Raw genomic sequence first — 24,279 nt, forward strand, 5'->3', positions numbered from 1 at the left:
GGGCGCGGTCTGTGCCGACCGCGCAAGGCATCGGAATGCGCTGAGGCCGGGGATCTGCACCCGGGCCATTCACCAATGAGAACGGATGGAGTGGGGAAATAATTAGTCGGCAGGCGCGACGTCCAGCGGGGCTGGGGTGCGGCGGCGTGTCGCAGTTGGCAAAACACATCGCCTTACAGCAATACCTCTCTTTCTCATTTGACAATCATTATCATTCAACATAATTTGTCGCTCGATGTGTAGGACGGCGCCGTCCCCCGAGGCCCTCCCACTAACCTATTGGCAGCAAGGTGATTTCCATGACGGAACAAGTATCCACAAGCAGGTGCGATTCACCGCTACTTCAGGCATTCGTCGACAATCGACTGATTCTGGTCAAGATTGCAGCCCGCATTACCGGTTGCAGGTCTCGTGCCGAAGACGTGGTTCAGGATGCGTTTTTCCGACTGCAATCGGCGCCGCCGATCACGTCGTCGATCAAGGCTCAGCTGAGCTACCTGTTCCAGATCGTGCGCAACCTCGCCATCGATCACTACCGCAAGCAGGCGCTCGAACAGAAATACTCAGGCCCGGAAGAGGAAGGCTTGAACGTGGTGATTCAGGGCGCTTCGCCGGAAACTTCGCACATCAATTTCTCGACCCTGGAACATATCGCCGATGCGCTGACCGAGCTGCCCAGCCGCACCCGCTATGCCTTCGAGATGTACCGCTTGCACGGCGTGCCGCAGAAAGACATCGCCAAGGAACTGGGCGTATCGCCCACCCTGGTCAACTTCATGATTCGTGATGCGCTGGTGCACTGTCGCAAGGTCTCGGGCAGTCGGCGGGATGCGGTGATTGCGGGTCGTCGTTAGGATCCGGATGCTGCGTCAAGCCATTCGCGAGCAGGCTCGCTCCCACAGGGTTTGATTAACGACACAAATCCAGTGTGGGAGCGAGCCTGCTCGCGAAAGCGGCCTCAGACTCAACGCAATACCGATGCCGAACGCATCAGGTCAGCTTGCACCGATCAAAAAACCGCTCCCGCCCCAGAATCATCAATGCCGCGCGCTTGTGCGGAAAATCGAATTCCTTCTCGCAGTGAAAGCACTGGTTGTGCATATGTCCGATCATCTTCGCGTTGTCGGCACGTGGCTCGGCGACCACGCGCTGGGTCCGTGGATCATCGAGAAACAGGTAATGCACCAGTGCCGATAACCAGCTCGCCACTTTGTGTGGGCCGCGATGACTCTCCTCGCCGACCAGCATGTGAATGCCACGGTCGTAATCGCCGGCATCGTAGAACGGCGCGATGCGATCTTCCTTGGCCCAGTAGGCTTCGAAATAGGCAAATGGCTGATCGTCAAAACAGCCGATCAGCGTCAGCGTGTGCGGATCGGCATCGAGCTTGTTGAGATAGTCGCGATGCTGCTCAAGGCTGCCCTCCTCCTGCCAGAAACTCGCCACGCGCGGGCTATTCTGCCAGCGATTGAAGCGCGACAGATCTTCTTCGATTTCCAGCGTACGCAAGGAAATCCACGCGCCGAGCCGTGCATCGAAACGCCGATAGACTTCACCGCGCGGCTTCACCGCTCGCAGCGGATGGCGCTTGCCGTGGCTGATGACCATTTGCTGCGGATAGCTGCCCGTCAGTGAAGTGCCCAGCCACGGTTGCGGCAATTGCCAGAACAACGCGCGCTCGCAGCGATACTCGCCGGCGACTTCGGTATTGATCAGCAGACCACTGCGCAAGGCTTCGGTCGGCGGCTGATCGAGTTGCCAGCTCAATTGCTGACACGCCGGGTCACGGGCGAACAACCAATAACAGGCGGCCCACAAGGCTTGCCCGGGCGGCAGGGCAAAACGTTCATCAAGCTGAATCGGGCCATTGGCCTCGCGGTCCAGGCGCAGCCGAATCAGCGGTTGCCCGTCCAGGCTCAGGCTCAGTCGGCTCTCGGTAGCATCAGCGATCAATCGACTGCCCGAGGGCAACGCCAGGGCAGTCAGGTCATTCAGATTGGACATGGGTCGGGCTCACGTAATCGTCGACAGTTCAACGAAGTGACGTGAGCCGGGAGGGGAAATTTAAGCGCGAGATGCAAACAGCACTTCAGTGATGCGGCACGGGCACCACGGCAATCCTGTAAGGCTCGAAAATCTTCAGCAATTCGCCATTGTCACGCAGACGCTGCAACAGATTGCCGAAGGCGTCGCCGGTGATCGGAGCGCTTGGCCGCAGAATCGCGTAATGGTGATAGATCTGATCGGTACGCTGCGACGCCAACAGCTCATCGCGGACCTTCTCGTTGCGCAGCAGGTAATCGAACAGATAGGAGCGGGTCACCAGGGCAATGTCGGCGCGTCCGCGCAGGACCATCAACAGGTTGCTGTCGTGGGAATAGGTCAGCGTGGCGTTGTAGTTGTGCGCGAGGTATTTCGGGTCGGCGTTGAAGTTGGCGAATTCGTAGTGATAACCGCTGAACAGCGCCAGACGCTTGCCCGACAGGCTCGAGAAGTAATTCTGCTGGCGACCGTCTTCGCGTTGTGCGACGAAGATTTCGGCGTCTTCCAGGCCCATGTCGACGTCGTCGTGGGGAATGTCCTTCCAGCCCCACTCGGGGTTCTCGAAGATCGCCATATCGATGCGGCCCTGCTTGAAATCACCGAAACGGCGCGGGATCGAGGTTGGCACCAGGACGAACTGATAGTCGCTTTGCGAGCGGTTCAGCGCCTCGATCAATTGCGGCAACAGGCCGGTATCGGCGCCGTTTTCCGGGCGAATCGTATAAGGCGGGAAATGCGCGGCGCCGACCCGGACCAATTGCGCTGACTGAGCGGGCAATACCCATAACGCAGCCAGCGCAGCGAGCATCAGCCCGGCGGCTGTCCGAATTGGCGAAGACTTCAAAACACCCCACTCCCCGAAAAAAATAGCGATCAATGCATTCAAGCTAGGCGGTTTCGCCGACTTAGCCAGTTTGTCGGCCGGTCCGACAACTGTTCAACGCGCTTCGAGGACCAGAATCAGCGCTTCATCGGCGAGCTGATCGAGGCTCAAACTGCCGCCGGCACGGAACCAGGTGGTGGTCCAGGACAGTGCGCCGGTAAGGAAACGTCGGGTAATAAAAACGTCGCCGCGAATATAGCCGGCGTCCTTGGCCTCGCCCAGAACCTGCAGCCAGATGTCTTCATAAACGTCACGTAAAGCAAGGACTTTAGCCTGGCCGTCTTCGGACAATGAGCGCCATTCGTACACCAGCACCGCCATCGCCTCGCCACTGCCGCCCATGATCGACTGCAATTCGCAGCGAATCAGCGCCAGCACTTTCTCGCGCACGTCGCCGGCTTCGGCCAAGGCTGCGCGCATCAGCGCGGTGTTGTAGCGGATGGTTTCCTCCATCACCGCGCGGAGAATTTCATCCTTGCTTTTGAAGTGATGAAAAATGCTTCCCGACTGAATGCCCACAGCGCTGGCCAGATCGCGCACCGTGGTGCGCTCGTAGCCTTTGTTGCGAAACAGGTGAGCCGCCACTTGCAGCAATTTGCCGCGGGCGCTGTCCGGGTCGGTCAACTGGCCTTGGTCGACCAGTTCGCGCATGACCCGCAGGGCTTTTTGCTCGTCCACCCGTTCTCTCCTACAGTCGATCAGTGTGTTGCCCCCTGTAACCGCAGGGTTGCGCGCAATTTAAGCCGCGCGCGGGCACCAAGCAAGCGCTTGGGCAGAAGAATGTTTCGCCTGTTTACAAACCAAGCGCTTGCTTGGTAGCCTCCAGACACTTCTGTCGCAGGTCCCTGAGTCGGAGATAAAAATGCCAACCACCGTGCGAATCGGCTGCGCCAGTGCTTTCTGGGGCGACACCTGCACCGCCGCCGCCCAACTGGTGACGGGGGGAAACCTCGATTATCTGGTCTTCGATTATCTGGCCGAAATCACCATGTCGCTCATGGCTGGTGCGCGTCTTAAAGACCCACAGGCCGGGTTCGCCAGCGATTTCATCGAAGTGCTGGCGCCGCTGCTGACGCAACTGGCCGAACAGAACATCCGCGTGATCAGCAATGCCGGCGGGGTCAATCCGCAGGCTTGCGCGGCGGCCCTGCAAGCGGCCTGTGACCAGGCTGGAGTCCAGCTGAAGATTGCCGTGTTGCTCGGCGACGACTTGCAAGGACAGCTCAAAAACCCCGCCGATATCCGCGAAATGTTCAGCGGCGCGCCACTTCCGCGCAGGTGCGTGTCGACCAACGCCTACCTCGGCGCGCCGGGAATTGTCGAAGCGTTGCGCCTGGGCGCCGACATTGTCATCACCGGCCGGGTGGTCGACAGCGCCGTAGTCAGCGCGGCGCTGGTCCACGAATTTGGCTGGTCGTGGCATGACTACGACAAACTCGCCCAGGCCGCGCTGGCCGGGCACATCATCGAATGCGGCGCGCAGTGCACCGGCGGTAATTTCACCGACTGGCGCGAGGTGCCGGATTACGAGCACATCGGTTTTCCGATCGTCGAAGTCAGGGCCGATGGCCAGTTCCTCGTCAGCAAACCCGAAGGCTCCGGCGGACTGGTCACGCCGTTGACCGTCGGCGAGCAGATGCTCTACGAAATCGGCGATCCGCAGGCCTATCTGTTACCCGACGTGGTCTGCGATTTCACTCAGGTCAAACTCCAGCAACAAGGCAAAAACGTCGTGCAGGTGCATGGTGCCAAAGGCCTGCCGCCCAGCGACAAATACAAGGTCAGCGCCACGTACCCGGACGGTTTTCGCTGCACCGCCAGTTGCCTGATGGCCGGCATCGACGCGGTGGACAAGGCGCGGCGGGTCAGTCAGGCGATCATCGACAAGACCGCCGAGATGTTCAGCCTGCGCGGCTGGGCGCCGTACAGCGAAACCCATGTCGAACTGCTCGGCAGCGAAGCCACCTACGGCCCCCACGGCCAACGCCGCGACAGCCGTGAAGTGGTGATCAAAATCGCCGTGCGCCATCCTGACAAACGCGCGCTGGTGCTGTTTTCCAAAGAGATCGCCCAGGCCGCGACCGGTATGGCGCCCGGTCTGACCGGCATCGTCGGCGGACGTCCGACCGTGTACCCAGTCATCCGCTTGTTCTCGTTCCTCGTCGATAAAAGTGCCTGCGCCCTGCAAGTCGACATCGCAGGCGAACGTCATCCTTGCGCCCTACCCGACCCAGTGGCCCTCGACAGTGCAGATTTGCCGATCGCCCATCAGCCACCCAAACCCCAGGGCCGCGCCGATGCCAGTGTGCCGTTGGTGAAATTGGCGGTGGCGCGCTCCGGCGACAAGGGCAACCACAGCAACATCGGCGTGATGCCGCGTCATCCCGATTACCTGCCGTGGATCGCCGAAGCGCTCACCACCTCGGTGGTGGTCGACTGGATGCGCCACGTCCTCGATCCGCTTCTCGGGCGTGTCGAACGCTGGTATCTGCCCGGCACCCACAGCCTCAACTTTCTTTTGGAAAACGCCCTCGGCGGTGGCGGTGTCGCCAGTCTGCGCATCGACCCGCAAGGCAAAGCCTTCGCCCAGCAACTATTGGAAATCCAGATCCCGGTGCCGCAGAGCATCGCCGAACAGCTCGACTAGAGGATGGTGTGCATGGCTTACGCGTCGATTTTTCGCGCCGATCTGTTCAGCGGCCAGAACCTGATTGTCACCGGCGGCGGCAGCGGCATCGGTCGCTGCACCGCCCATGAACTGGCAGCGCTCGGCGCCAATGTGCTGCTGGTCGGGCGCAAGCCGGAAAAACTCGAAAAGGTCGCCGCCGAAATCGCCGAGGACGGCGGCCGCGCGCACTGGAAGGCCTGCGATATCCGCGATGAAGAAGCGGTCAAGCAATTGGTCAAAGAGCTGATCGCCGAACACGGGCCGATCCACGGCCTGGTCAACAACGCCGGCGGCCAATACCCGTCGCCCTTGGCCTCGATCAATCAGAAGGGCTTCGAAACCGTGCTGCGCACCAATCTGGTCGGCGGTTTTCTGATGGCCCGCGAAGTGTTCAACCAGTCGATGAGCAAACACGGCGGCAGCATCGTCAACATGCTTGCCGACATGTGGGGCGGCATGCCCGGCATGGGCCACTCGGGCGCGGCGCGTTCGGGCATGGACAACTTCACCAAGACTGCCGCGTTCGAGTGGGGTTACGCCGGGGTCCGGGTCAACGCGGTGGCGCCGGGCTGGATCGCCTCCAGCGGCATGGACACTTACGAGGGCGCATTCAAAGCGGTGATTCCGACCCTGCGCGAGCATGTGCCGCTCAAGCGTATCGGCACCGAATCGGAAGTCAGCGCGGCAATCGTGTTTCTGCTCAGCCCGGCGGCGGCATTCATCAGCGGCACCACAGTGAAAATCGACGGCGCCGCCAGCCTCGGCAGTCGCGCCTGGCCGCTGCACAAGGCCAGCCACAGCGAATCGTTCAACGGTTTTCACCGCGCGTATTTACCAGAAGTGTTGCGTCCCGACGTGCTCAAGGACAAGGAATAAGCCATGGCGCAGATTCAGTCGCAACTCGATCCGCACAGCGAAGCGTTCGCGCGCAACCGCGCGGCCATGCTCGCCGCCATCGAGCAGGTGCAGCAGCTCGAACAGAACCTGTTGAACAAGGCCGCCGAAGCCAAAGACAAATTCAGCAAACGCGGGCAACTGTTGCCCCGCGAACGCCTGAACCTGCTGCTCGACCCCGGCGCGCCGTTCCTCGAACTGGCCAGCCTCGCCGGCTATAAATTGCACGACGACAAGGACGGCAGCTCGGCCGGTGGCGGGCTGATTGCCGGCATCGGTTATGTCTGCGGCATCCGCGCGATGGTGGTCGCCAACAACAGCGCAATCAAGGGCGGCACGATCTCGCCGAGCGGCCTGAAAAAATCCCTGCGCCTGCAACAGATCGCGCGGGAAAACAAACTGCCGATGATCACCCTCGCCGAAAGCGGCGGCGCCAATCTCAACTACGCGGCAGAGATCTTTGTCGAAGGCGCGCGCAGTTTCGCCAATCAGGCGCGCATGTCAGCGATGGGTTTGCCGCAGATCACCGTGGTGCACGGCTCGGCCACCGCGGGCGGCGCCTATCAACCGGGGTTGTCGGATTACGTGGTGGTGGTGCGCGGCAAGGCCAAGCTGTTCCTCGCCGGCCCGCCATTGCTCAAAGCGGCGACCGGCGAAGTGGCCACCGATGAAGAACTCGGTGGCGCCGAGATGCACGCGCAGGTCGCCGGCACTGCCGAATATCTCGCTGAAAACGACGCTGACGGCATACGCCAGGTCCGCGAGATCATGCGCATGCTGCCATGGAACGAGCAGTTGCCGTGGCTGCCGGAGCGGCAATTCAAAGAACCGCTCTACCCCATCGACGAGCTGCTCGGGCTGATCCCGGACGATGCAAAAAAGCCCTACGACGTGCGCGAAATCATCGCGCGGATTGCCGATGAGTCGGACTTCCTCGAATTCAAAGGCGAGTTCGATCAGCAAACCCTTTGCGGCCAATTGAAAATCCAGGGCCGCGCCTGCGGCTTCATTGGCAACAACGGACCGATCACCCCGCAAGGTGCGAGCAAGGCGGCGCAGTTCATCCAGTTGTGCGACCAGAGCCAGACGCCGCTGCTGTTTTTCCACAACACCACGGGGTTCATGGTCGGCACCGAATCGGAACAGCAAGGGGTGATCAAGCACGGCTCGAAACTGATTCAAGCGGTGGCCAACGCACGGGTGCCTAAACTGACCATTGTCGTCGGCGGTTCCTACGGCGCCGGCAACTACGCCATGTGCGGGCGCGGGCTCGATCCGCGCTTCATCTTCGCCTGGCCCAACAGCCGCACGGCAGTAATGGGCGGCGCACAGGCCGGCAAGGTCTTGCGCATCGTTACCGAAGCCAAACAGCTCAAGGACGGCATCGAGCCGGATCCGAAAATGCTCGACATGCTCGAACAGATGACCGCGCAGAAACTCGACAGCCAATGCACCGCGCTGTACGGCAGCGCCAACCTGTGGGACGACGGCCTGGTCGACCCGCGCGACACCCGCACCCTGCTCGGTTACTTGCTGGATATCTGCCACGAAGCCGACATGCGCACGCTGCAACCCAACAGCTTCGGCGTCAGCCGCTTCTGACCGCCACGGATCCTACGGAGAACAACAACAATGATCTTCACCCCGGAACACGAAGCCCTGCGCCGCACCGTCCGCCAGTTCGTCACGCACGAGATCAACCCGCACGTCGAAGAATGGGAAAAGGCCGGGCGCTTTCCGATCCATGAGATTTTCCGCAAGGCCGGCGGCCTGGGTCTGCTGGGCATTTCCAAGCCGGAAAAATTCGGCGGCATGGGCCTCGACTACAGCTATTCGATCGTCGCCGCCGAAGAGTTCGGCACCATCCATTGCGGCGGCATTCCGATGTCGATCGGCGTACAGACCGACATGTGCACACCCGCCCTCGCCCGCTTCGGCTCCGATGAATTGCGCGAAGAATTCCTGCGCCCGGCCATCACCGGCGAACAGGTCGGCTGCATCGGCGTCTCCGAAGTCGGCGCCGGTTCCGATGTCGCCGGGCTGAAAACCACGGCGCGCAAGGACGGCGATGACTACGTGATCAACGGCAGCAAGATGTGGATCACCAACTCGCCGAGCGCCGACTTCATCTGTCTGCTGGCCAATACCTCAGACGACAAGCCGCACATCAACAAGTCGCTGATCATGGTGCCGATGAACACCCCGGGGATCAGCCTCAGCTCGCACCTGGACAAGCTCGGCATGCGCAGTTCGGAAACCGCGCAGGTGTTCTTCGACAACGTGCGCGTGCCGCAGCGCAACCGCATCGGCCACGAAGGCGCGGGGTTCATGATGCAGATGCTGCAGTTCCAGGAGGAACGCCTGTTCGGCGCGGCAAACATGATCAAGGGCCTGGAATATTGCATCGACAGCACCATCGAGTACTGCAAGGAGCGCAAGACCTTCGGTAATGCGCTGATCGATAACCAGGTGATCCACTTCCGCCTCGCCGAATTGCAGACCGAAATCGAATGCCTGCGCGCGCTGGTCTATCAGGCCACCGAGCAGTACATCAAAGGTCAGGACGTCACGCGCCTGGCGTCGATGGCCAAGCTCAAGGCCGGACGCCTCGGCCGTGAAGTCAGCGACAGCTGCCTGCAATATTGGGGCGGTATGGGCTTCATGTGGGACAACCCGGTGGCCCGCGCCTATCGCGATGTGCGCCTGGTATCGATTGGCGGCGGCGCCGATGAAATCATGCTGGGGATCATCTGCAAACTGATGGGCATCCTGCCGGGGAAAAAGAAATGAGCCGCCTGCCCGATTGCCAGACGCTGTTGCTGGAACTGCATGGCGGCGTGCTGCACATCACCCTCAACCGCACGGACAGCCGCAATGCGATGAGCCTGCAAATGGTCGCCGAACTGCGCGCGGTGCTGACGGCGGTGCACGATGACCGCACAGTGCGGGCCATGGTGCTCAGCGGTGCCGGCGGGCATTTTTGTGCCGGGGGCGACATCAAGGACATGGCCAATGCCCGTGCTCAAGGCGCGGAGGCTTATCGCGATTTGAACCGGGCGTTCGGTGCGTTGCTGGAGGAAGCCCAGCACACGCCGCAGGTGCTGATCACGGTGCTGCAAGGCGCCGTGCTCGGCGGCGGCTTCGGCCTGGCCTGCGTCAGCGATGTTGCGATTAGCGATCACCAGGCGCAGTTCGGCTTGCCGGAAACCAGCCTTGGCCTGATCCCGGCGCAAATCGCACCGTTTGTGGTGCAACGGATCGGCTTGACCGAAACCCGCCGGCTCGCGCTGACGGCGGCGCGTTTCGATGGCGCCGAGGCGCAGCGATTGGGGCTGGTGCATTTCGTTGAACAGGATGCCCAGGCGCTGGCCGAGCGACTGGATGAGGTCTTGCAACAGGTACTGCGCTGCGCACCCGAAGCGAATGCCGCGACCAAAGCATTGTTGCTGGCGAGTGCCGGACAGCCGTCGAGTGAGTTGCTTGATGAGGCGGCGCAGTGGTTCAGCGCGGCAGTGACTGGAGACGAAGGGATCGAAGGCACCTTGGCCTTTATGCAAAAGCGTAAACCGCGGTGGGCTATCTGAAAGCTTCGCGAGCAAGCTCGCTCCCACATTGGATCTGGATCACTTACAAATCTCTGTGGGAGCGAGCTTGCTCGCGAAGAGGCCAGCACCTGCGACGCAACTTCTGAGGAAATAGCCCATGCCCACCCTCCACAAAATCCTGATCGCCAACCGCGGTGAAATCGCCTGCCGCATCCAGCGCACGGCCCAAGCGCTGGGCTATCGCACCGTCGCCGTGTTCAGCGACGCCGACGCCGATGCGCTGCATGTACAAATGGCCGATCAGGCCGTGCACATCGGCCCGGCGCCGGTGCAGCAGTCGTACCTCAACATTGCGGCGATCATCGACGCCGCCCGCCGCAGCGGCGCTGATGCGATTCACCCCGGCTACGGCTTCCTCTCGGAAAACGCCGATTTCGCCCGCGCCTGCGCCGAGGCAGGGCTGGTTTTCATCGGCCCCAGCGTCGAAGCCATCGAACTGATGGGCAGCAAACGCCTGTCGAAAATCGCCATGCTCGACGCGGGCGTGCCGTGCATTGCCGGCTATCAAGGCGCAGCGCAGGACGATGCGACCCTGTTGGCCGAAGCCGAGCGCATCGGTTATCCGCTGATGATCAAGGCCAGCGCCGGTGGTGGTGGACGCGGCATGCGTCTGGTGCACGAGGCCAGCGATCTGCTGGCGCAACTGCGCACCGCGCGCTCCGAAGCGCTGAACGGTTTCGGCAGTGACGAACTGATTCTCGAACAGGCGTTGATCGAGCCGCGCCACGTCGAAGTGCAGCTGTTCGGCGACCAGCACGGCAACCTGGTCTACCTCGGCGAACGCGATTGCTCGATCCAGCGCCGCCATCAGAAAGTCATCGAAGAAGCGCCGTGCCCGGTGATGACCGCCGAGCTGCGCCAGGCCATGGGCGAAGCGGCGCTCAAGGCCGGGCGCGCGGTGGATTACGTCGGCGCCGGCACCGTGGAGTTCCTCCTCGACGCGCGCGGGCAGTTCTACTTTCTGGAGATGAACACCCGTCTGCAGGTCGAGCATCCGGTAACGGAATTGATCACCGGGCTGGATCTGGTCGCGTGGCAGTTGCTGGTTGCCGAGGGCCAGCCGCTACCGCTGACGCAGGCACAGATTCGTCTCGACGGTCACGCCATGGAAGTGCGCCTCTACGCTGAAGATCCCGCTGCGGATTTTCTCCCGCAAACCGGCCGAATTGCGGCATGGCAACCGGCTTCGGATCGCGGTGCGCGCATCGATCACGGTCTGCTTGAAGGCCAGTCGGTCAGCCCGTTCTACGACCCGATGCTGGGCAAACTGATCGCCCACGGCGCAACCCGCGAAGAGGCGCGACGCAAATTGTTGCGTGCGGTGCAGGACACCGTGCTGCTCGGCGTGCAAAGCAACCAGCGCTTGCTCGAAGGCCTGCTGCAACATCCGCAGTTCATCAGCGGCGATTTCAGCACCGCTTTCATCCAGCAACATTTTTCCAGCCATGCCTGCCTCAACACTTATGTGCCGACGACGGCGCAACTGGCGATTGCCGTGGCGTTGTTCTATCAGGCCAGCGCCCTGCCCCATCGCCCGCCGTTGAACGGCTGGCGCAACAACGCCAGTGTGCCGTTGCACTATCGGCTCGGCAGTGACGAGCAGGACTGGACGCTGTCGGTGCTGGCGCGCAAACCCGGCGAGTTGGTCGTGCAGGCTGGCGAAAGCACTCTGGCGATGAAAATCATCGAGCACGCCGCGCAATCGATCACCATCGAAGTCGACGGCTTGCGCCAACGTCACGCCTATCGTCTGCACGACCAACAGCTGTGGCTGTTCACCCATCCGGGCAGCCTGCGCCTGGAGGATCGAACTCATGCGCCGATCGACAGTCAGACCAGCGTCGCCTCCGGCATCCTGAAAGCCCCGATGGACGGTGCCATTGTCGATGTGCTGGTCAGCGAAGGCAGTATGGTCAGCAAGGGTCAATTGCTGGTGGTACTGGAGGCAATGAAAATGGAGCATCCGTTGAAGGCCGGCATCGATGGCGTGCTCAAACGGGTGCAAGTGAAGGTCGGCGATCAGGTAAAAAATCGTCAGGTTCTGTTGCAGGTCGAGTAGTCGCCCGGGCACAAGCGCGGGGTTTGACTACGCTCTGATAAATCAGAACGCGGAAATCAGGAACCCTGCGATGCCCCATTGGCTGGTCATAGATCTGGAAGCCACCACAGACGAGGGTGGCTGGCCGGTCACGGAAATGGAAATTATCGAGATCGGTGCGACCCTGGTCGACCGCGCCGGGCGCGAGCAGGATCACTTCCAGCGCTTCGTCAAACCGACCCGCCGGCCATTGCTGACGCCGTTCTGTCGGGAGCTGACACACATCACCCAGGCCAACATCGATTCGGCGCAACCGCTGAGCGAGGTCTGGCCGGCCTTTGAGCGTTGGCTCGCGCAGCATCAAACCCGTCTGGAAGGCTGGGCCAGTTGGGGCGGTTACGATCGCCAGCAATTGCTGCAGGAGTGGCAGCGTCTGCACATCGACAGCGGCCTGAGCAAAGTCCCGCACATGAACCTCAAACAGCGCTTCGCCAAGGCCCGCCGCCTGGAACGACCACTCGGGCTCAACGGCGCGCTGCAACTGGCGGGCATGCAGTTCAGCGGCCAACAACATCGCGCGCTGGAAGATGCCCGCAATACCGCACGGTTATTGCCGCTGGTCCTGCCGCTTTAGACGCGTGACGGCGCGAAAAGCCTTGTGCATACTGGCCGCCCCCTTTTAAGCCCTTTTCGAGGAATCCGCCCATGTTTAAAGTCAACGAGTACTTCGACGGCACCGTCAAGTCGATCGCCTTTGGCACCGCTGAAGGTCCGGCGACCATTGGCGTCATGGCCCCGGGCGAATACGAATTCGGCACCAGCCAGCGCGAGATCATGCACGTGGTGTCCGGCGCGCTGAGCGTAAAACTGCCAGACAGCAGCGACTGGGAAACCTTCGCCGCCGGCAGCCAGTTCAACGTTCCGGCCAACAGCAAGTTCCAACTGAAAGTCGAAGTGGATACCGCTTACCTGTGCGAATACCGCGGCTGATCCCGCCGGTTTCACAGCGCAAAAAAATGCCCGCGTCCAAAAGACCCGGGCATTTTTCGTTTCAGCGACAGCCTATTCGAGAATCTCCACCGGCATGCCGACTTCCAGGCGACCGTTACCGTCGTTGACCAGATTCTGCCCGAACATCGCGCCATCGGCGGTGCTGCGGTGTTTCTGTAACGTCGCGAACGGCTCACGATCAGCACTGCGCTCACCGGTTTGCGGGTCGACGGTGGTCATGATGCAACGCGCACATGGCTTGACCACGCGGAATTCGATATCGCCGATGCGAATGCGTTTCCATTGGTCCTCGGCGTAAGGCGCGCTGCCTTCGATCACCAGATTCGGGCGGAAGCGCAGCATCTCCAGCTCTCGCCCTACCGTCTCCGAGAGCGCCAGCCGCGAGGCTTCGCCGATCAGCAGCAATGGATAACCATCGGCGAACGCCACTTGATCGTCATCCTTGCCGAAACCCGACTGCGTGGTGCGCGCCCGCTCGAGTGGCATTTGCACCAGACGTGTCGGCTTGCCGAGGAATTCGCTGACAAAACGCGCGGCTTGATCACCGGCGTCCGGCACCCGCAGGGTGTCACGCCAGATCGTCACACCGCGCAGCTCGGCGTCGGCAGCAGGCAATGGGACTTCAATCGAACCCTGCTCGGGCGTGCTCAAGGTCAAGCCACCACTGGCATTCCACAGCGCCGACAACTGACTCATCTTCGCTTCGGCACGCTGGGTCAGAAAGCGCCCGCTGGCCTCGTCCACCAACATCCAGCGTCGGTCACCCGCCAGCCCGAGCTTGTCCAGCTTGATGCTTTGCAGGATTTCGCCCTTGCCGGATTTCAACGGGTAACGATAAAGCGCGCTCAGACGCAGCATGACCAGCTTCCTTGGAGGAAAAACGCCACCCTATACGAGCTTCAATACCGAATCAAAGCCGTCTGGGGTTTAAACACAATCCCCGTGGGAGCGAGCCTGCTCGCGAACAGGCCGGCACATTCGCCATCAATGTGTCCGACCCTGCGCTTTCGCGAGCAGGCTCGCTCCCACAGGAAGCAAGATGTGCGTGTTTCAGGCCGGCACAACGTCGAGCATCAGACGCTGGCGCACCACGTCGACCAGTTTGTCCGGCTGGAATTTGGAGAGGAAGTTGTCGCAGCCGACCTTCTTCACCATCGAGTCGTTGAAACTGCCGGACAGCGAGGTGTGCAGCACGACGTACAGGCCACGCAGACGAGGGTCGTTGCGGATCTCCGTGGTCAGGCGATAGCCGTCCATTTCCGGCATTTCCGCATCGGTGAAGATCATCAGCAGTTTGTCGGTCATGTGCACGCCGGTATCGGCCCAGGCCTTGAGCATGTTCAAGGCTTTCAGACCGTCGCTGGCAATGTGCATTTTCACCCCGAGCTGGCCGAGGGTATCGCGCAATTGCGAAAGCGCTACGTTGGAGTCGTCCACCAGCAAGACTTCGCGGCCACGGGCGCGCTCCAGTACCGGGTCGTCGAGTTTTTCGCGCGAGACCTTGGCGTTGTACGGGACGATCTCGGCGAGGACTTTTTCGACGTCGATGATCTCTACCAGTTGCTCGTCGACCTTGCTGATTGCGGTCAGATAATGCTGGCGGCCGGCACTGGTCGGCGGCGGCAGAATGGCTTCCCAGTTCATGTTGACGATGCGGTCGACACCGCCGACGAGGAAGGCCTGCACCGAACGGTTGTATTCGGTGACGATGATCGTGCTGTTCGGGCCCGGCACCAGCGGGCGCATGCCGATTGCCTGGGACAGGTCGATCACCGGCAATGTCTGGCCGCGCAGGTTGACCACGCCGCAGACGAAAGGATGACGCTGCGGCATCAGGGTCAGCTTTGGCAGTTGCAGAACTTCCTGAACCTTGAACACGTTGATCGCGAACAATTGACGTCCGGCCAGGCGAAACATGAGGATTTCCAGGCGATTCTCACCCACCAGTTGCGTGCGTTGGTCTACCGTGTCGAGAATGCCGGCCATCAATGACTCCTGGGCTTGTTCTGATGAATTCACTATGGGGGTTTATCGGCTGCATTCAGCTAATCTTGATTGCTGTAAAGCGCGCCGCTAAAAATGCCATAAACGGCCATTGATGTCACACTGACATCATGCTTTACTGGCAATCGTGATTTCATCTGCTAGATTCATTGCGGCGCGACCTCGGTTTGCACGTTAGGTTCCCGCGCCTAAGGGATTCCCCTAGGATCAATCAGGCCCAACCTGATATTCGCCATTTCCAATAGCCATTACTGTGACGCCATTCTCATTGCATGAACGGAGTCAGGCTATTGTGTGCGATCGCAATTCAGTGGCAACCCACCCTCTGGAACCCCTCGGTCCGTGCACCTGCACCGCCGGGCGCGATCTGCCGACGATTCACGATCGTCGCCACACACGGCCATCCGTCAACCAACACGACGTGGTGGAGATGAACATGCCAATCGACCGTAAAGACTGGGCGCAACGCTTCCCCGAATTTCTGGTCGAGGCCGAAATGCTTCTCGCCAAGTCCGAAGAATGCCTGAGCCATCTGCAACTGATCAGCAATGACAAGGATGCCATCGACTGCATGCTCGGCACTCTGCTGAAATTGGCTGGCCGTGCCGAAGCGTTGGCGCTGGAAGCGATCTCCGAATTCTCCCTGCACATCTATAGCCTGCTGAATCTGACTCAGGACCGGGTAGATCTGCACGAACAGGCCCTTGATGCGCTACGTGACTGCTTTACCTTGATGGCTTGGCAGCTTGAGCTGGTCGACCCTAAGACCGGGCAGCTAAGCCTGGATGAACGCGAGCAGGCTGATCTGCTCGAAGCCTTTGCGGCACAAATGGGCCAGACCTCGTTTGAGCCGAAGATGATGAGCAAACGTTTGCTCTCTGCGTCCGTTACCGCTCGCCAGGCTTGAGCCTGTCTGCAGCAATATTGTCGTAAATGAATAGTTCGTACCTGTCAGCGACAGTCCGGGCCAAATAATCAACCCGACCAACGGCTGATTTCCAGGCACCGCCCTCAGGGTTTTCCTGTGTGCCGCAAGCGATACTTCCAAACGTATGGAAGTCATTCAAAAAACAAGAATTCAGACTTTTCCAATATGGAACTTGCGTCCACGTTCCGGTATTTCCTGACTGAATGGACATATATAGCAACCGCGACCAACGGTATGTTAAGTGGTATTATGCCGCCGGTTAATTGCTTGCCACTTAATGGCACACTGACTCCAGCGTTTCATTAGCGATGTTATTGCCAGCCAATGATTGCTTAACGAATACGGTTTGAATCCATAACATAATTGACAGTATTTCCAGACAGAGATCCGCCATCCACCGGCCGGTCTGCCCGCAGCGAACATCCATTGGCTCCATCCGTTATGTACGCCAGTCTCAAGTCACTCATCACATGGCCACCCTCGCGGGAAAACGCCCGGCGCTTCACACTGGTTCTGTGTGTTCTGGCGACCCTGGGCAGTCTGCTGGCGTATGTTGTTTCCGCGCGCATTCCCTTGGGGTTGCTGGCACTCGACATCGCCGCCACCGCGTGCGTCTGGGTGCAATATCGCTTGTCACGCAAATCGATCAAGTTTCAACCACAAGAGCTGGCTGATCGACTGTTGCAAGTCCAGGAAAACGAGCGCCATCGCCTCAGCCGGGAATTGCATGACGATATCGGCCAGTTGCTCACCGCCGCCAAACTGCAAAGTGACTGGCTCAAACGCCGCCTGCCGGAAGATCTGCAGGAACAATGCAAGGTCCTCTGCGACACGCTGGATGAAACCCTGAACAAGGTGCGTGACGTCTCGGCGATTCTCAATCCACGGCAATTGACCAGCCTGGGACTCGAAGCCAGTCTGCGTGCGCACTTGCTCAAGACGTTGGCCAACACGCCGGTCAACTGGAGTCTCGATTGCCAGCAGCGGCTCAACGGAATCCCCGAGGAAATGGCCGTCGCGGCGTTTCGTATTGCTCAGGAAGCCGTGACCAACATCCTGCGCCACGCACAGGCGAAAAACCTGTTGATTCTGGTACAGCGTCTGCCGCAAGGTCTGACTTTGTTGATCAGCGATGACGGTCTCGGTTTCGCGCCTGCTAGCGATCCGGCCAGAGAAGGCCAACGCGGCATGGCCGGGATGGCCGAGCGCGTCGAACAGTTGGGCGGTACATTGAGCGTTACCAGCGAGCCGGGCAAAGGCACAAGAATCGAAGCACTTTTCCCCTGGGCGCCGCGAGCGCTCGAAAGGGCCAGTACGAATAAGGTTATGCGTTGACTTGTAACTTACTTCTGGTGGATGACCACTCGCTGATCAGAGCCGGCGTGCGCGCTCTGGTACTGGATATTCCCGGTTACGCGGTAATCGGCGAAGCCAGTGATGGTTCGCAATTGCTCGAAATGGTCGAGCACCTGAGCCCGGACATCGTATTGCTGGACATCTCGATGAGGGAAACCGGTGGACTGGAAGCGCTGCAACGCCTCAAGCGCGTGCGCCCGCAGAGCAAAGTGCTGATCCTGTCGATGCACACCGATCCGGCGCTGATCATGCAGGCGCTGGAGTCCGGCGCCCACGGCTATCTGCTCAAGGACACCACGGCCACCGAGCTCGAGCACGCGCTGGAAGCACTGCGCAACAACGAACGCTACCTCAGCCCGGCCATCGCTCATACGGTGATCAATCAGGCACTGACCCGAAACCAGAAAAGCCAGCCCGACATCGCCGATTCACACAATCTGACCGCGCGCCAGCTGGAAATCCTGCGGCTGATCGTGCGCGGCAAATCGACCCGGGAAATCGCCAACGGTCTGGGCTTGAGCGTCAAGACCGTCGAAACCCACCGTGCGCAGATCATGAAGCGCCTGCAAATCTACGACGTGGCGGGTCTGGTGCTGTTCGCCGTGCGTGAGCAGATCATCAGCCTGGATGACTGATCGACGGTTGTTGGCCCAGTAATGGCGAGTCCTTTGGCAGGTGCACCTGCAACGCAGCAGGTTTCGCAACAAATCGCAGACTGTCGCCCTCCAGCGGCTCGCCGTCGAGATTGATGCTGAGCCCTTCGGCGACCTTGATCTCGACCCACGGCAATCGCGCCCGCACGAACATATTGTCGAGGCCGAAGCCCTCGCTCAGCAGATTCTTCAGCGTGCCGACCAGCTCCTGCGGTGCCGGGAGGATGCTGATATCCAGCAAACCATCGTCGACTCGCGCCTCGGGGCAAAGCACATGGCCGCCACCCGCCTGCCGCCCATTACCGATGCCCAGCGCCAGCAGCTCGCCCTGCCAATGAAAGTCCGGCCCCTGCAACTCGCCGTAAGCGGCATGCAGCTCGCTGAACCGGGTCAGGCCGGTGAACAGATACGCGGCGCCGCCCAAGACCTTTTTCAGGTCTTCTGAAGTATTGGCGGTAACCTGACTGCCGAATCCGCCGGTCGCCATGTTCAGGAAAATCTGCCCGCCCACCTCGCCCAAATCGATATCCGAGGGGTGAACATCCAGTAGCTCAAGGGCTTCGGCAGGCTCCAGGGAAATACCGGCGGCGCGGGAAAAATCGTTGGCGGTCCCCAGCGGGAGCAAAACGAGGCTGGCTTTCTTAGGGTGTTGAGCCAGCGCTTCGGCGATATCGCGCAAGGTGCCATCGCCGCCGCCAGCGATGATTTTCGTGTAGCCCGCTGCCAGCGCTTCTTCTACCAGACGCTGGGCGTCGCCGGCCTCCCAGGTCACTCGCACGGCCAGCTCCCAGCCTTGCTCGCGCTTGGCTTCGACGGCAGCGCGGACATCCTCGTTGAGTGCCTGTTTGCCATGCAAGATCAGCAGTGCCCGGCGTTCACTCATAACGTCACTCCAAGAATTGAATCGATTGAAACATCTTGACCACTGTGCGCCTTAAAAAAGCCACGGAGCTGGCAATTAATTGCTCATCCAGCAGCTGGCGTCCTACACGGCGGTATTTTTTCTTACGAAACAAGAGGAATCGGCTCAATTGACCCCGCCCACCCCATGGGTCACCGTGTGCTGGCAGCATCAACCTTTAACCTTCAACCCAATAACACAAGGATGTGCCGGTAATGTACGGATACCCCCCGATTTATTTTCATGAATCGCGCAACGGAAAAACCAGCAGGCGTGCAATCGTTACGATCAGCGAGTACTTCCATGCACAACCATGAAACCAAGGCACCGGTGAGCCCGGTCGCCGCTCTCGCCGAAAGCCGTGCCAGCAAGAAACCAGACTTCTGTAACAGCACCAAGCCCACTGGAGAGTTTGATATGGAACCCCGTGTCAGCGAGCTGGAAACCCACTTCAAATACATGCGCCGCGACATGGACGAAGTGCTCAATGACGTCCGCACGATCAAACACCGTCTGGCGTATTCGGCGGGTGCGACCGCTGTCATCCTGGGACTGCTGGGATGGGTGGCCAACAGCCGATTCGACCAGTTGGTGACCCTGATCAGCAACTGACCGAATCACTTGTCGCACGCGCCGCGCACATCAGCCGACGCGTGCTTGGGCAAGAACGGTCAGCCCAGCAGGTCACTGAGCGGAATGAAGCTCACTTCATCACCCTCGTGCAGCGTGCGGCCCTCTCGGACTTCCACCAACCCGTCGGCCCACGCGGCGCTACGCAGCACACCCGAGCTCTGGTTGCGGTAAATGATTGCGCGCCCCTGCTCCAGACGCCCGCGCAGGTATTCGCGACGATTGCCGGCCACCGGCCAGACAAAGCCTGCGGGCACTGCAAACTTCAGCGGCTCGACGTCCTGCGTCCCGAGGCGTCGCAATAGATAAGGGCGCGTCAGCAAGGCGAACGTCACCAGCGTAGAGGCGGGATTGCCGGGCAGGCCAATCACCGGCACGTTGCGGAAATGACCGAAGGTCAACGGCTTCCCGGGCTTGATGGCCAGCTTCCACAGGGCCAACTCGCCTTCTTCACGCAGGGCAATGCCGAGGAAATCCGCCTCACCGACCGAGACACCGCCGGTAGACAGAATCAGATCGACATTTTGTAGCTCGCCCAACCGCGCCCGCGTGGTGGCCAGATCGTCCGGGAGAATTCCGCCATCAATCACTTCACAACCCAGACGCTGCAGCCAGCTGCACAAAAGCACGCGGTTGCTGTTATAGATCTGGCCCGGACCCAATGCCTGACCGGGTTCAACCAGCTCATCCCCGGTGGACAAAACCGCGACGCGAGGTTTGCGCACGACATGGAGGCCGGCACAGCCAAGCGAAGCAGCCAGCCCTTGCTCAATCGGCCCCAGTCGGGTTCCAGCTTGCAGCACCAATTCACCGACCGTAGTTTCCTGGCCCTGCGGACGAATGTTCTGCCCGGCTTTCAAAGGCTCGAGGAAGCGCACTCGGCCGTCGGCCTGAACTTCAGCGTTTTCCTGCATCTCGACACAGTCGGCGCCGGGCGGCAGCGGTGCACCGGTAAAGATGCGTGCGCATGTGCCTGGTTCCAACGGCTGCGGAGATTGCCCGGCAAAGACCTTTTGACTGACCGGCAGCGGCTCGCCCTGCCAATCCGCCAGGTTCAAGGCGTAGCCGTCCATGGCGCTGTTCGGCCAAGGCGGCAGATCCAGCGTCGAGATCAGATCTTCCGCCAGCACCCGCCCTTCGAGTTGAGACAGCGGTAAATATTCGCGCTCGACAATGCGCGACGCATCGGCCATTGCCAGCAAACGCTCGAGCGCCGTTTCGACGGGCAGCAAACTGCCAGTCTTGCCCGGCTTACCCACGGGATTCACAAGGCGCCGCCTGCTTCAGATGGGTGACGAAGTTGCACGGACGATGACGGGCATCCAGTTGTTCAGCGAGGATGCCATCCCAGCCGGTGCAAACCGCATTGGTCGAACCCGGCAGGCAGCACACCAGCGTGCCGTTGGCCAGACCCGCCAAGGCCCGGGACTGCACGGTCGAAGTGCCGATATCGGCCAAGGAGATCTGGCGGAACAGTTCGCCAAATCCGTCGACCTGTTTGTCGAGCAGGCATGCCACCGCTTCCGGCGTGCTGTCACGCCCGGTGAAGCCGGTGCCGCCGGTGATCAACACAACCTGAACCACATCGTCGGCAATCCAGTTGGCGACTTGCGCGCGAATTTTGTAGAGATCATCTTTAAGCAAAACCCGCTCGGCCAGCGCGTGGCCGGCCGCGATCAAGCGATCAACGAAGACCTGGCCGGAGGTATCGGTTTCCAGGGTTCGGGTGTCGCTGACAGTCAGCACCGCAATATTGAGCGGCACGAAAGGTACATCAGCCTTGGCTTTCATAGGCTCTTCCAGTTGTAGGGGAAACAGCCCGGTGTTATATCACAGCGGCTCATTTTTCCGCCGCCCCTCTGGAGAGTCGTCATGCCCTGGAACAGCCAATTGCCATCCTGCTCAGTCCTGCTTCTGGCCGGTGGACGCGGCCAGCGCATGGGCGGTCAGGACAAGGGGCTTATCGAGTGGCTGGGCGAGCCTTTGATCGGGCATTTGCAGCGCAAGGTGCGTTCGTTGACCGACGATCTGATCATCTCGTGCAACCGCAATCGCGAGCGTTATGCCGGATTTGCCGATCAGTTGGTGATGGATGATGAAGGCGATTTCCCCGGGCCGTTGGCCGGGATTCGGGCAGGGCTGAAGGCTGCACGGCATTCGCATTTGCTGGTGTTGCCCTGCGATGTGCCGCGAATCGACGAGGCGCTGCTGAAGGACATGCTGGTTACTGCCGATCAGCAACGTGAAAAACCTTTAATGCTGCGCCATGGCGAACATTGGGAACCGCTGCTGTGCGTGATTCCGGTGGCGCTGTTGCCAGCGTTCGAAGCGGCATGGAATGCTGGCGAACGTAGCCCGGGGCGGGTAATGCGCAGCCTCGGCGCCGTCGCGTTGCAGTGCCCCGAAAACGATCCGCGGCTGGCCAACCTCAACACCCCGCAATTGTTACATCTGCACAACACTGTGTCAGACTGACACCATGCAAGGAACTCTCACGCCTTGTTTACGTCTCAAGCTCAGTAACCAGAAGATTTCCCATTCGGAGACACACTCATGACCCAACGGACCCTCGCCACTTTCATGCTCGCACTGGGCCTGGCAACCCTCGCCGGTTGCTCCTCGCCGACAGTGATCACCTTGAATGACGGTCGCGAAATCCAGGCCGTCGACACCCCGAAATACGATGATGATTCGGGCTTCTACGAGTTCCAGCAGCTGGACGGCAAAGAGACCCGCATCAACAAGGATCAGGTTCGTACCGTCAAAGAGCTGTAAGGCTTCAGGTCGTGACCGGATACAGAAAAGCCCGCATTGTCATGCGGGCTTTTTCATGGGCGCTCGGAAAGCAGCTTCAGCATTACCACTGCAAGGTGATTCGACTCTCGAACTCCCGTAATTCCCCGGTCACCGGGTCAATGAAGCGCAGGCCTTGCGCAAGCAGCTTCAACGGGTTGGCGTAATCGTCCTCGACATCTTTCAACACAGTCGGATAAAACGGATCGTTGCAAATACTCGCTCCCAGCGACGTCATGTGCACCCGCAACTGATGCTTTTTGCCGGTCACGGGATACAGGCCATAGCGCCACAGATCACCATTTTTCTCACGCACCTCGACCGCCGTTTCGGTGTTGCTGGTGCCAGGCCCCTCTTGCATGCGGAAGAACGGCTCGCCATCAACAAGGCGGCTCTTGTGCACCAAGGGGAAATTCAGCTCGGGCAACGCCGGGGCAATCGCTTCGTAGCGCTTGTCGATCTGCCGGGTCGGGAACAATGACTGATAGGCCGAGCGGGTCTGCGGATTGGCCGAGAAGATCACCAGCCCTGCGGTGTGCCGGTCAATACGGTGCAGCGGCACCAGATGCGGATTGTCCAGCCGACGGATCAGCCGGCGCAGCAGGGTTTGTTCGACATATTCCCCGGCCGGGGTGACTGGCAGGAAGTGAGGCTTGTCGGCCACCACCAGATGCTCATCGGCGTAGAGAATCGACTCGAGAACCGGGATCGGCTTTTCGTCCGGCACCTCACGAAAGTAATGAATGCGCAGCCCTTCCTTGTACGGCAAGTCCAGCGCAATTGGCTGGCCCTGCGCATCCAGGACCCGCCCCCGAGCAATGCGGTCGAGCCATTGTTCGTGGCCGATGGCACTGAAGTGCTCGCAGAGGCAATCGAATACCGTCAGCCAGTGCCCGGGCGGCAAGTACAAGGTGCTGGCCTGATTGTGCGCAGCGGAAAATACGGGACTGGACATACGAAACGGAAATCCTCAATGCGGGCCGGCATTATCCAACACCGAGGCAAAGCCACCTAGCGCAGTTTGATCAGGCCGGAATCGATTTGAGCGCCGCCGCTTCGGTGAACTCCTTCAGCCAGCGCAACACATCGACCGCTTCCCAGCGTCCCGGATCGTACAAGGCGTACAACAGCCCCTGATAACCGACCACATCCAGTTGCTTGTGATAACCGGCGCGCTGAAACAACGCTTCGATTTCGGCAAAGCAGGTATTGAAATGCAGCTTGTTGAACGGCGTCTTGCCTTCCGTGACCAGCCCGTCCAGGCGCAATTCGAGGACGGCCTCGCGCACCACGTCGACCGACATCCGGTTAACGCTGCTCTTCAACTGTTCGACATTGACCACGGTTCATCCCTCTGACTCGATTGCTGTATGGACATACAGTAACCGAAGAAGCCGGCGAGTGCCAACGCAAGGATGGGTTGCTGCGACCAGCGGAATGAAGGAGATCAATCTGCGTCAGCGTAAAAACGCCACGACCTGGTCTGCGCTGAAAGGCCAATCCAGCTCGGCGCCAGTGTCGATCCGCCGCAGCACCGGGATACGCAAGCTGTATTTTTCGAACCACGATTCGTCTTCGGCGATGTCCACCAGTTCAACCAGCAGACCATGCTCGACGAAGGGCATCAGCTCGGCTTCGGCGACTTCACACAGATGACACCCAAGGGTGCCGAACAACTGACATTCAGGAGGCATGACGGCGTTACCGGAAAACAGGTGAGGCCATTCTAGGACGCCACCGAACCCTCGTCGACCCAGCGCCGCCCAAAGGCCGCGACGCTCCCGGCGCAAAATCCTGACGCAAATCATTCAGCGCAAAGTGCAATTGCGTCATCCTCGCGGACTTTTTGCCTCTACGCTTCAGAGGCCAACG

General features: G+C 60.3%; 26 protein-coding genes. 15 read left to right on the forward strand and 11 right to left on the reverse strand.

What is annotated here, in order from left to right; all coding sequences use genetic code 11:
• The first annotated feature begins 299 nt into the window (after positions 1–299).
• Entirely contained in the window at positions 300–854 is a 555-nt protein-coding gene (locus PS14A_RS16995) for an RNA polymerase factor sigma-70 (RefSeq protein ID WP_008088195.1), read from the forward strand.
• 136 nt (positions 855–990) lie between these two features.
• Here PS14A_RS16995 and PS14A_RS17000 read toward each other — a convergent pair whose 3' ends face one another.
• From PS14A_RS17000 to PS14A_RS17010, 3 genes are all read right to left on the reverse strand, one after another.
• Complete coding sequence (locus PS14A_RS17000) at positions 991–2,004, reverse strand: GNAT family N-acetyltransferase (protein ID WP_212616811.1); 1,014 nt, start codon at positions 2,002–2,004, stop codon at positions 991–993.
• 85 nt (positions 2,005–2,089) lie between these two features.
• Entirely contained in the window at positions 2,090–2,887 is a 798-nt protein-coding gene (locus PS14A_RS17005) for a transporter substrate-binding domain-containing protein (protein ID WP_212616812.1), read from the reverse strand.
• Between the two features lie 93 nt (positions 2,888–2,980).
• A complete protein-coding gene (locus tag PS14A_RS17010) occupies positions 2,981–3,604 on the reverse strand; it encodes a TetR/AcrR family transcriptional regulator (RefSeq protein WP_016770820.1) in 624 nt (207 codons plus the stop codon).
• Positions 3,605–3,788: 184 nt separating this feature from the next.
• Between PS14A_RS17010 and PS14A_RS17015 the strand changes: the two genes are divergently transcribed.
• From PS14A_RS17015 to PS14A_RS17050, 8 genes are all read left to right on the forward strand, one after another.
• Complete coding sequence (locus PS14A_RS17015) at positions 3,789–5,573, forward strand: acyclic terpene utilization AtuA family protein (protein ID WP_212616813.1); 1,785 nt, start codon at positions 3,789–3,791, stop codon at positions 5,571–5,573.
• A gap of 12 nt (positions 5,574–5,585) precedes the next feature.
• Positions 5,586–6,470 (forward strand): SDR family oxidoreductase, encoded by an 885-nt coding sequence (locus tag PS14A_RS17020; RefSeq protein WP_122700113.1) that lies wholly within the window; start codon positions 5,586–5,588, stop codon positions 6,468–6,470.
• Positions 6,471–6,473: 3 nt separating this feature from the next.
• Complete coding sequence (gene atuC, locus PS14A_RS17025) at positions 6,474–8,090, forward strand: geranyl-CoA carboxylase subunit beta (RefSeq protein WP_212616814.1); 1,617 nt, start codon at positions 6,474–6,476, stop codon at positions 8,088–8,090.
• Positions 8,091–8,120: 30 nt separating this feature from the next.
• Positions 8,121–9,278, forward strand: coding sequence for a citronellyl-CoA dehydrogenase (gene atuD, locus PS14A_RS17030; RefSeq protein ID WP_130912577.1), 1,158 nt, complete (start codon positions 8,121–8,123; stop codon positions 9,276–9,278).
• The gene (locus PS14A_RS17035) at positions 9,275–10,072 is read left to right on the forward strand and encodes an enoyl-CoA hydratase-related protein (RefSeq protein WP_212616815.1); all 798 of its coding nucleotides are present in this window, start codon (positions 9,275–9,277) and stop codon (positions 10,070–10,072) included. Before atuD ends, PS14A_RS17035 begins: the two co-directional genes overlap by 4 nt.
• A 118-nt stretch (positions 10,073–10,190) precedes the next feature.
• On the forward strand, positions 10,191–12,152 hold the full coding sequence (locus PS14A_RS17040) for an acetyl/propionyl/methylcrotonyl-CoA carboxylase subunit alpha (RefSeq protein WP_212616816.1): 1,962 nt from the start codon (positions 10,191–10,193) through the stop codon (positions 12,150–12,152).
• A gap of 70 nt (positions 12,153–12,222) precedes the next feature.
• The gene (locus tag PS14A_RS17045) at positions 12,223–12,765 is read left to right on the forward strand and encodes an exonuclease domain-containing protein (protein ID WP_212616817.1); all 543 of its coding nucleotides are present in this window, start codon (positions 12,223–12,225) and stop codon (positions 12,763–12,765) included.
• A 71-nt stretch (positions 12,766–12,836) separates the two neighbouring features.
• Complete coding sequence (locus tag PS14A_RS17050; RefSeq protein WP_024013687.1) at positions 12,837–13,121, forward strand: pyrimidine/purine nucleoside phosphorylase; 285 nt, start codon at positions 12,837–12,839, stop codon at positions 13,119–13,121.
• A gap of 72 nt (positions 13,122–13,193) precedes the next feature.
• Here PS14A_RS17050 and PS14A_RS17055 read toward each other — a convergent pair whose 3' ends face one another.
• On the reverse strand, positions 13,194–14,000 hold the full coding sequence (locus PS14A_RS17055; protein ID WP_212616818.1) for an MOSC domain-containing protein: 807 nt from the start codon (positions 13,998–14,000) through the stop codon (positions 13,194–13,196).
• Positions 14,001–14,192: 192 nt separating this feature from the next.
• A complete protein-coding gene (locus tag PS14A_RS17060; RefSeq protein ID WP_130909850.1) occupies positions 14,193–15,128 on the reverse strand; it encodes a chemotaxis protein CheV in 936 nt (311 codons plus the stop codon).
• A 454-nt stretch (positions 15,129–15,582) separates the two neighbouring features.
• Here PS14A_RS17060 and PS14A_RS17065 point away from each other — a divergent pair, with 454 nt between their 5' ends.
• The 3 genes from PS14A_RS17065 (at position 15,583) to PS14A_RS17075 (ending at position 18,065) form a co-directional block, all read left to right on the forward strand.
• Positions 15,583–16,053: a hypothetical protein gene (locus PS14A_RS17065; protein ID WP_212616819.1), complete on the forward strand. Its 471-nt coding sequence runs from the start codon at positions 15,583–15,585 to the stop codon at positions 16,051–16,053.
• A gap of 462 nt (positions 16,054–16,515) precedes the next feature.
• Positions 16,516–17,409 carry a sensor histidine kinase gene (locus PS14A_RS17070; protein ID WP_212617047.1) on the forward strand — a complete coding sequence of 298 codons (894 nt, stop codon included), beginning with the start codon at positions 16,516–16,518 and terminating at the stop codon, positions 17,407–17,409.
• Positions 17,406–18,065: a response regulator transcription factor gene (locus PS14A_RS17075; RefSeq protein WP_137216154.1), complete on the forward strand. Its 660-nt coding sequence runs from the start codon at positions 17,406–17,408 to the stop codon at positions 18,063–18,065. Before PS14A_RS17070 ends, PS14A_RS17075 begins: the two co-directional genes overlap by 4 nt.
• On the opposite strand, the gene yegS is transcribed toward PS14A_RS17075, so the two are convergent.
• Positions 18,049–18,966, reverse strand: coding sequence for a lipid kinase YegS (gene yegS / locus PS14A_RS17080; protein WP_137216153.1), 918 nt, complete (start codon positions 18,964–18,966; stop codon positions 18,049–18,051). The two genes, PS14A_RS17075 and yegS, sit on opposite strands and share 17 nt — an antisense overlap.
• Before the next feature lie 321 nt (positions 18,967–19,287).
• Between yegS and PS14A_RS17085 the strand changes: the two genes are divergently transcribed.
• Positions 19,288–19,596, forward strand: a complete 309-nt coding sequence (locus PS14A_RS17085) for a hypothetical protein (RefSeq protein WP_178083628.1) — start codon at positions 19,288–19,290, stop codon at positions 19,594–19,596.
• Positions 19,597–19,655: 59 nt separating this feature from the next.
• Here PS14A_RS17085 and glp read toward each other — a convergent pair whose 3' ends face one another.
• Positions 19,656–20,882 (reverse strand): gephyrin-like molybdotransferase Glp, encoded by a 1,227-nt coding sequence (gene glp, locus PS14A_RS17090; RefSeq protein WP_212616820.1) that lies wholly within the window; start codon positions 20,880–20,882, stop codon positions 19,656–19,658.
• Positions 20,866–21,405 (reverse strand): molybdenum cofactor biosynthesis protein B, encoded by a 540-nt coding sequence (gene moaB, locus PS14A_RS17095; RefSeq protein WP_212616821.1) that lies wholly within the window; start codon positions 21,403–21,405, stop codon positions 20,866–20,868. Before moaB ends, glp begins: the two co-directional genes overlap by 17 nt.
• A gap of 81 nt (positions 21,406–21,486) precedes the next feature.
• Here moaB and mobA point away from each other — a divergent pair, with 81 nt between their 5' ends.
• Together mobA and PS14A_RS17105 are read left to right on the forward strand one after the other, a co-directional pair.
• Entirely contained in the window at positions 21,487–22,089 is a 603-nt protein-coding gene (gene mobA, locus PS14A_RS17100; protein WP_130909913.1) for a molybdenum cofactor guanylyltransferase MobA, read from the forward strand.
• A gap of 78 nt (positions 22,090–22,167) precedes the next feature.
• Entirely contained in the window at positions 22,168–22,389 is a 222-nt protein-coding gene (locus tag PS14A_RS17105; RefSeq protein WP_016770600.1) for a YgdI/YgdR family lipoprotein, read from the forward strand.
• Between the two features lie 82 nt (positions 22,390–22,471).
• Here the strand turns inward: PS14A_RS17105 and PS14A_RS17110 are convergent, their stop codons facing one another.
• The 3 genes from PS14A_RS17110 to PS14A_RS17120 form a co-directional block, all read right to left on the reverse strand.
• The gene (locus PS14A_RS17110) at positions 22,472–23,362 is read right to left on the reverse strand and encodes a pseudouridine synthase (protein WP_212616822.1); all 891 of its coding nucleotides are present in this window, start codon (positions 23,360–23,362) and stop codon (positions 22,472–22,474) included.
• A gap of 70 nt (positions 23,363–23,432) precedes the next feature.
• Complete coding sequence (locus PS14A_RS17115; RefSeq protein ID WP_016770837.1) at positions 23,433–23,750, reverse strand: hypothetical protein; 318 nt, start codon at positions 23,748–23,750, stop codon at positions 23,433–23,435.
• 114 nt (positions 23,751–23,864) lie between these two features.
• The gene (locus tag PS14A_RS17120; RefSeq protein ID WP_137216149.1) at positions 23,865–24,101 is read right to left on the reverse strand and encodes a glutaredoxin family protein; all 237 of its coding nucleotides are present in this window, start codon (positions 24,099–24,101) and stop codon (positions 23,865–23,867) included.
• Positions 24,102–24,279 lie beyond the last annotated feature (178 nt).

The organism is Pseudomonas sp. 14A (assembly GCF_018132745.1).
Taxonomy (GTDB): Bacteria; Pseudomonadota; Gammaproteobacteria; order Pseudomonadales; family Pseudomonadaceae; genus Aquipseudomonas; species Aquipseudomonas mercuritolerans.

What these genes read in the sequence shown, in the direction of transcription:
- PS14A_RS16995 (WP_008088195.1), top strand. Translation starts at nt 300, where the DNA reads ATGACGGAACAAGTATCCACAAGCAGGTGCGATTCACCGCTACTTCAG.
- PS14A_RS17000 (WP_212616811.1), bottom strand. Translation starts at nt 2,004, where the DNA reads ATGTCCAATCTGAATGACCTGACTGCCCTGGCGTTGCCCTCGGGCAGT.
- PS14A_RS17015 (WP_212616813.1), top strand. Translation starts at nt 3,789, where the DNA reads ATGCCAACCACCGTGCGAATCGGCTGCGCCAGTGCTTTCTGGGGCGAC.
- PS14A_RS17020 (WP_122700113.1), top strand. Translation starts at nt 5,586, where the DNA reads ATGGCTTACGCGTCGATTTTTCGCGCCGATCTGTTCAGCGGCCAGAAC.
- atuC (WP_212616814.1), top strand. Translation starts at nt 6,474, where the DNA reads ATGGCGCAGATTCAGTCGCAACTCGATCCGCACAGCGAAGCGTTCGCG.
- atuD (WP_130912577.1), top strand. Translation starts at nt 8,121, where the DNA reads ATGATCTTCACCCCGGAACACGAAGCCCTGCGCCGCACCGTCCGCCAG.
- PS14A_RS17035 (WP_212616815.1), top strand. Translation starts at nt 9,275, where the DNA reads ATGAGCCGCCTGCCCGATTGCCAGACGCTGTTGCTGGAACTGCATGGC.
- PS14A_RS17040 (WP_212616816.1), top strand. Translation starts at nt 10,191, where the DNA reads ATGCCCACCCTCCACAAAATCCTGATCGCCAACCGCGGTGAAATCGCC.
- PS14A_RS17045 (WP_212616817.1), top strand. Translation starts at nt 12,223, where the DNA reads ATGCCCCATTGGCTGGTCATAGATCTGGAAGCCACCACAGACGAGGGT.
- PS14A_RS17050 (WP_024013687.1), top strand. Translation starts at nt 12,837, where the DNA reads ATGTTTAAAGTCAACGAGTACTTCGACGGCACCGTCAAGTCGATCGCC.
- PS14A_RS17055 (WP_212616818.1), bottom strand. Translation starts at nt 14,000, where the DNA reads ATGCTGCGTCTGAGCGCGCTTTATCGTTACCCGTTGAAATCCGGCAAG.
- PS14A_RS17060 (WP_130909850.1), bottom strand. Translation starts at nt 15,128, where the DNA reads ATGGCCGGCATTCTCGACACGGTAGACCAACGCACGCAACTGGTGGGT.
- PS14A_RS17065 (WP_212616819.1), top strand. Translation starts at nt 15,583, where the DNA reads ATGCCAATCGACCGTAAAGACTGGGCGCAACGCTTCCCCGAATTTCTG.
- PS14A_RS17070 (WP_212617047.1), top strand. Translation starts at nt 16,516, where the DNA reads ATGTACGCCAGTCTCAAGTCACTCATCACATGGCCACCCTCGCGGGAA.
- yegS (WP_137216153.1), bottom strand. Translation starts at nt 18,966, where the DNA reads ATGAGTGAACGCCGGGCACTGCTGATCTTGCATGGCAAACAGGCACTC.
- PS14A_RS17085 (WP_178083628.1), top strand. Translation starts at nt 19,288, where the DNA reads ATGCACAACCATGAAACCAAGGCACCGGTGAGCCCGGTCGCCGCTCTC.
- moaB (WP_212616821.1), bottom strand. Translation starts at nt 21,405, where the DNA reads ATGAAAGCCAAGGCTGATGTACCTTTCGTGCCGCTCAATATTGCGGTG.
- mobA (WP_130909913.1), top strand. Translation starts at nt 21,487, where the DNA reads ATGCCCTGGAACAGCCAATTGCCATCCTGCTCAGTCCTGCTTCTGGCC.
- PS14A_RS17105 (WP_016770600.1), top strand. Translation starts at nt 22,168, where the DNA reads ATGACCCAACGGACCCTCGCCACTTTCATGCTCGCACTGGGCCTGGCA.
- PS14A_RS17110 (WP_212616822.1), bottom strand. Translation starts at nt 23,362, where the DNA reads ATGTCCAGTCCCGTATTTTCCGCTGCGCACAATCAGGCCAGCACCTTG.
- PS14A_RS17120 (WP_137216149.1), bottom strand. Translation starts at nt 24,101, where the DNA reads ATGCCTCCTGAATGTCAGTTGTTCGGCACCCTTGGGTGTCATCTGTGT.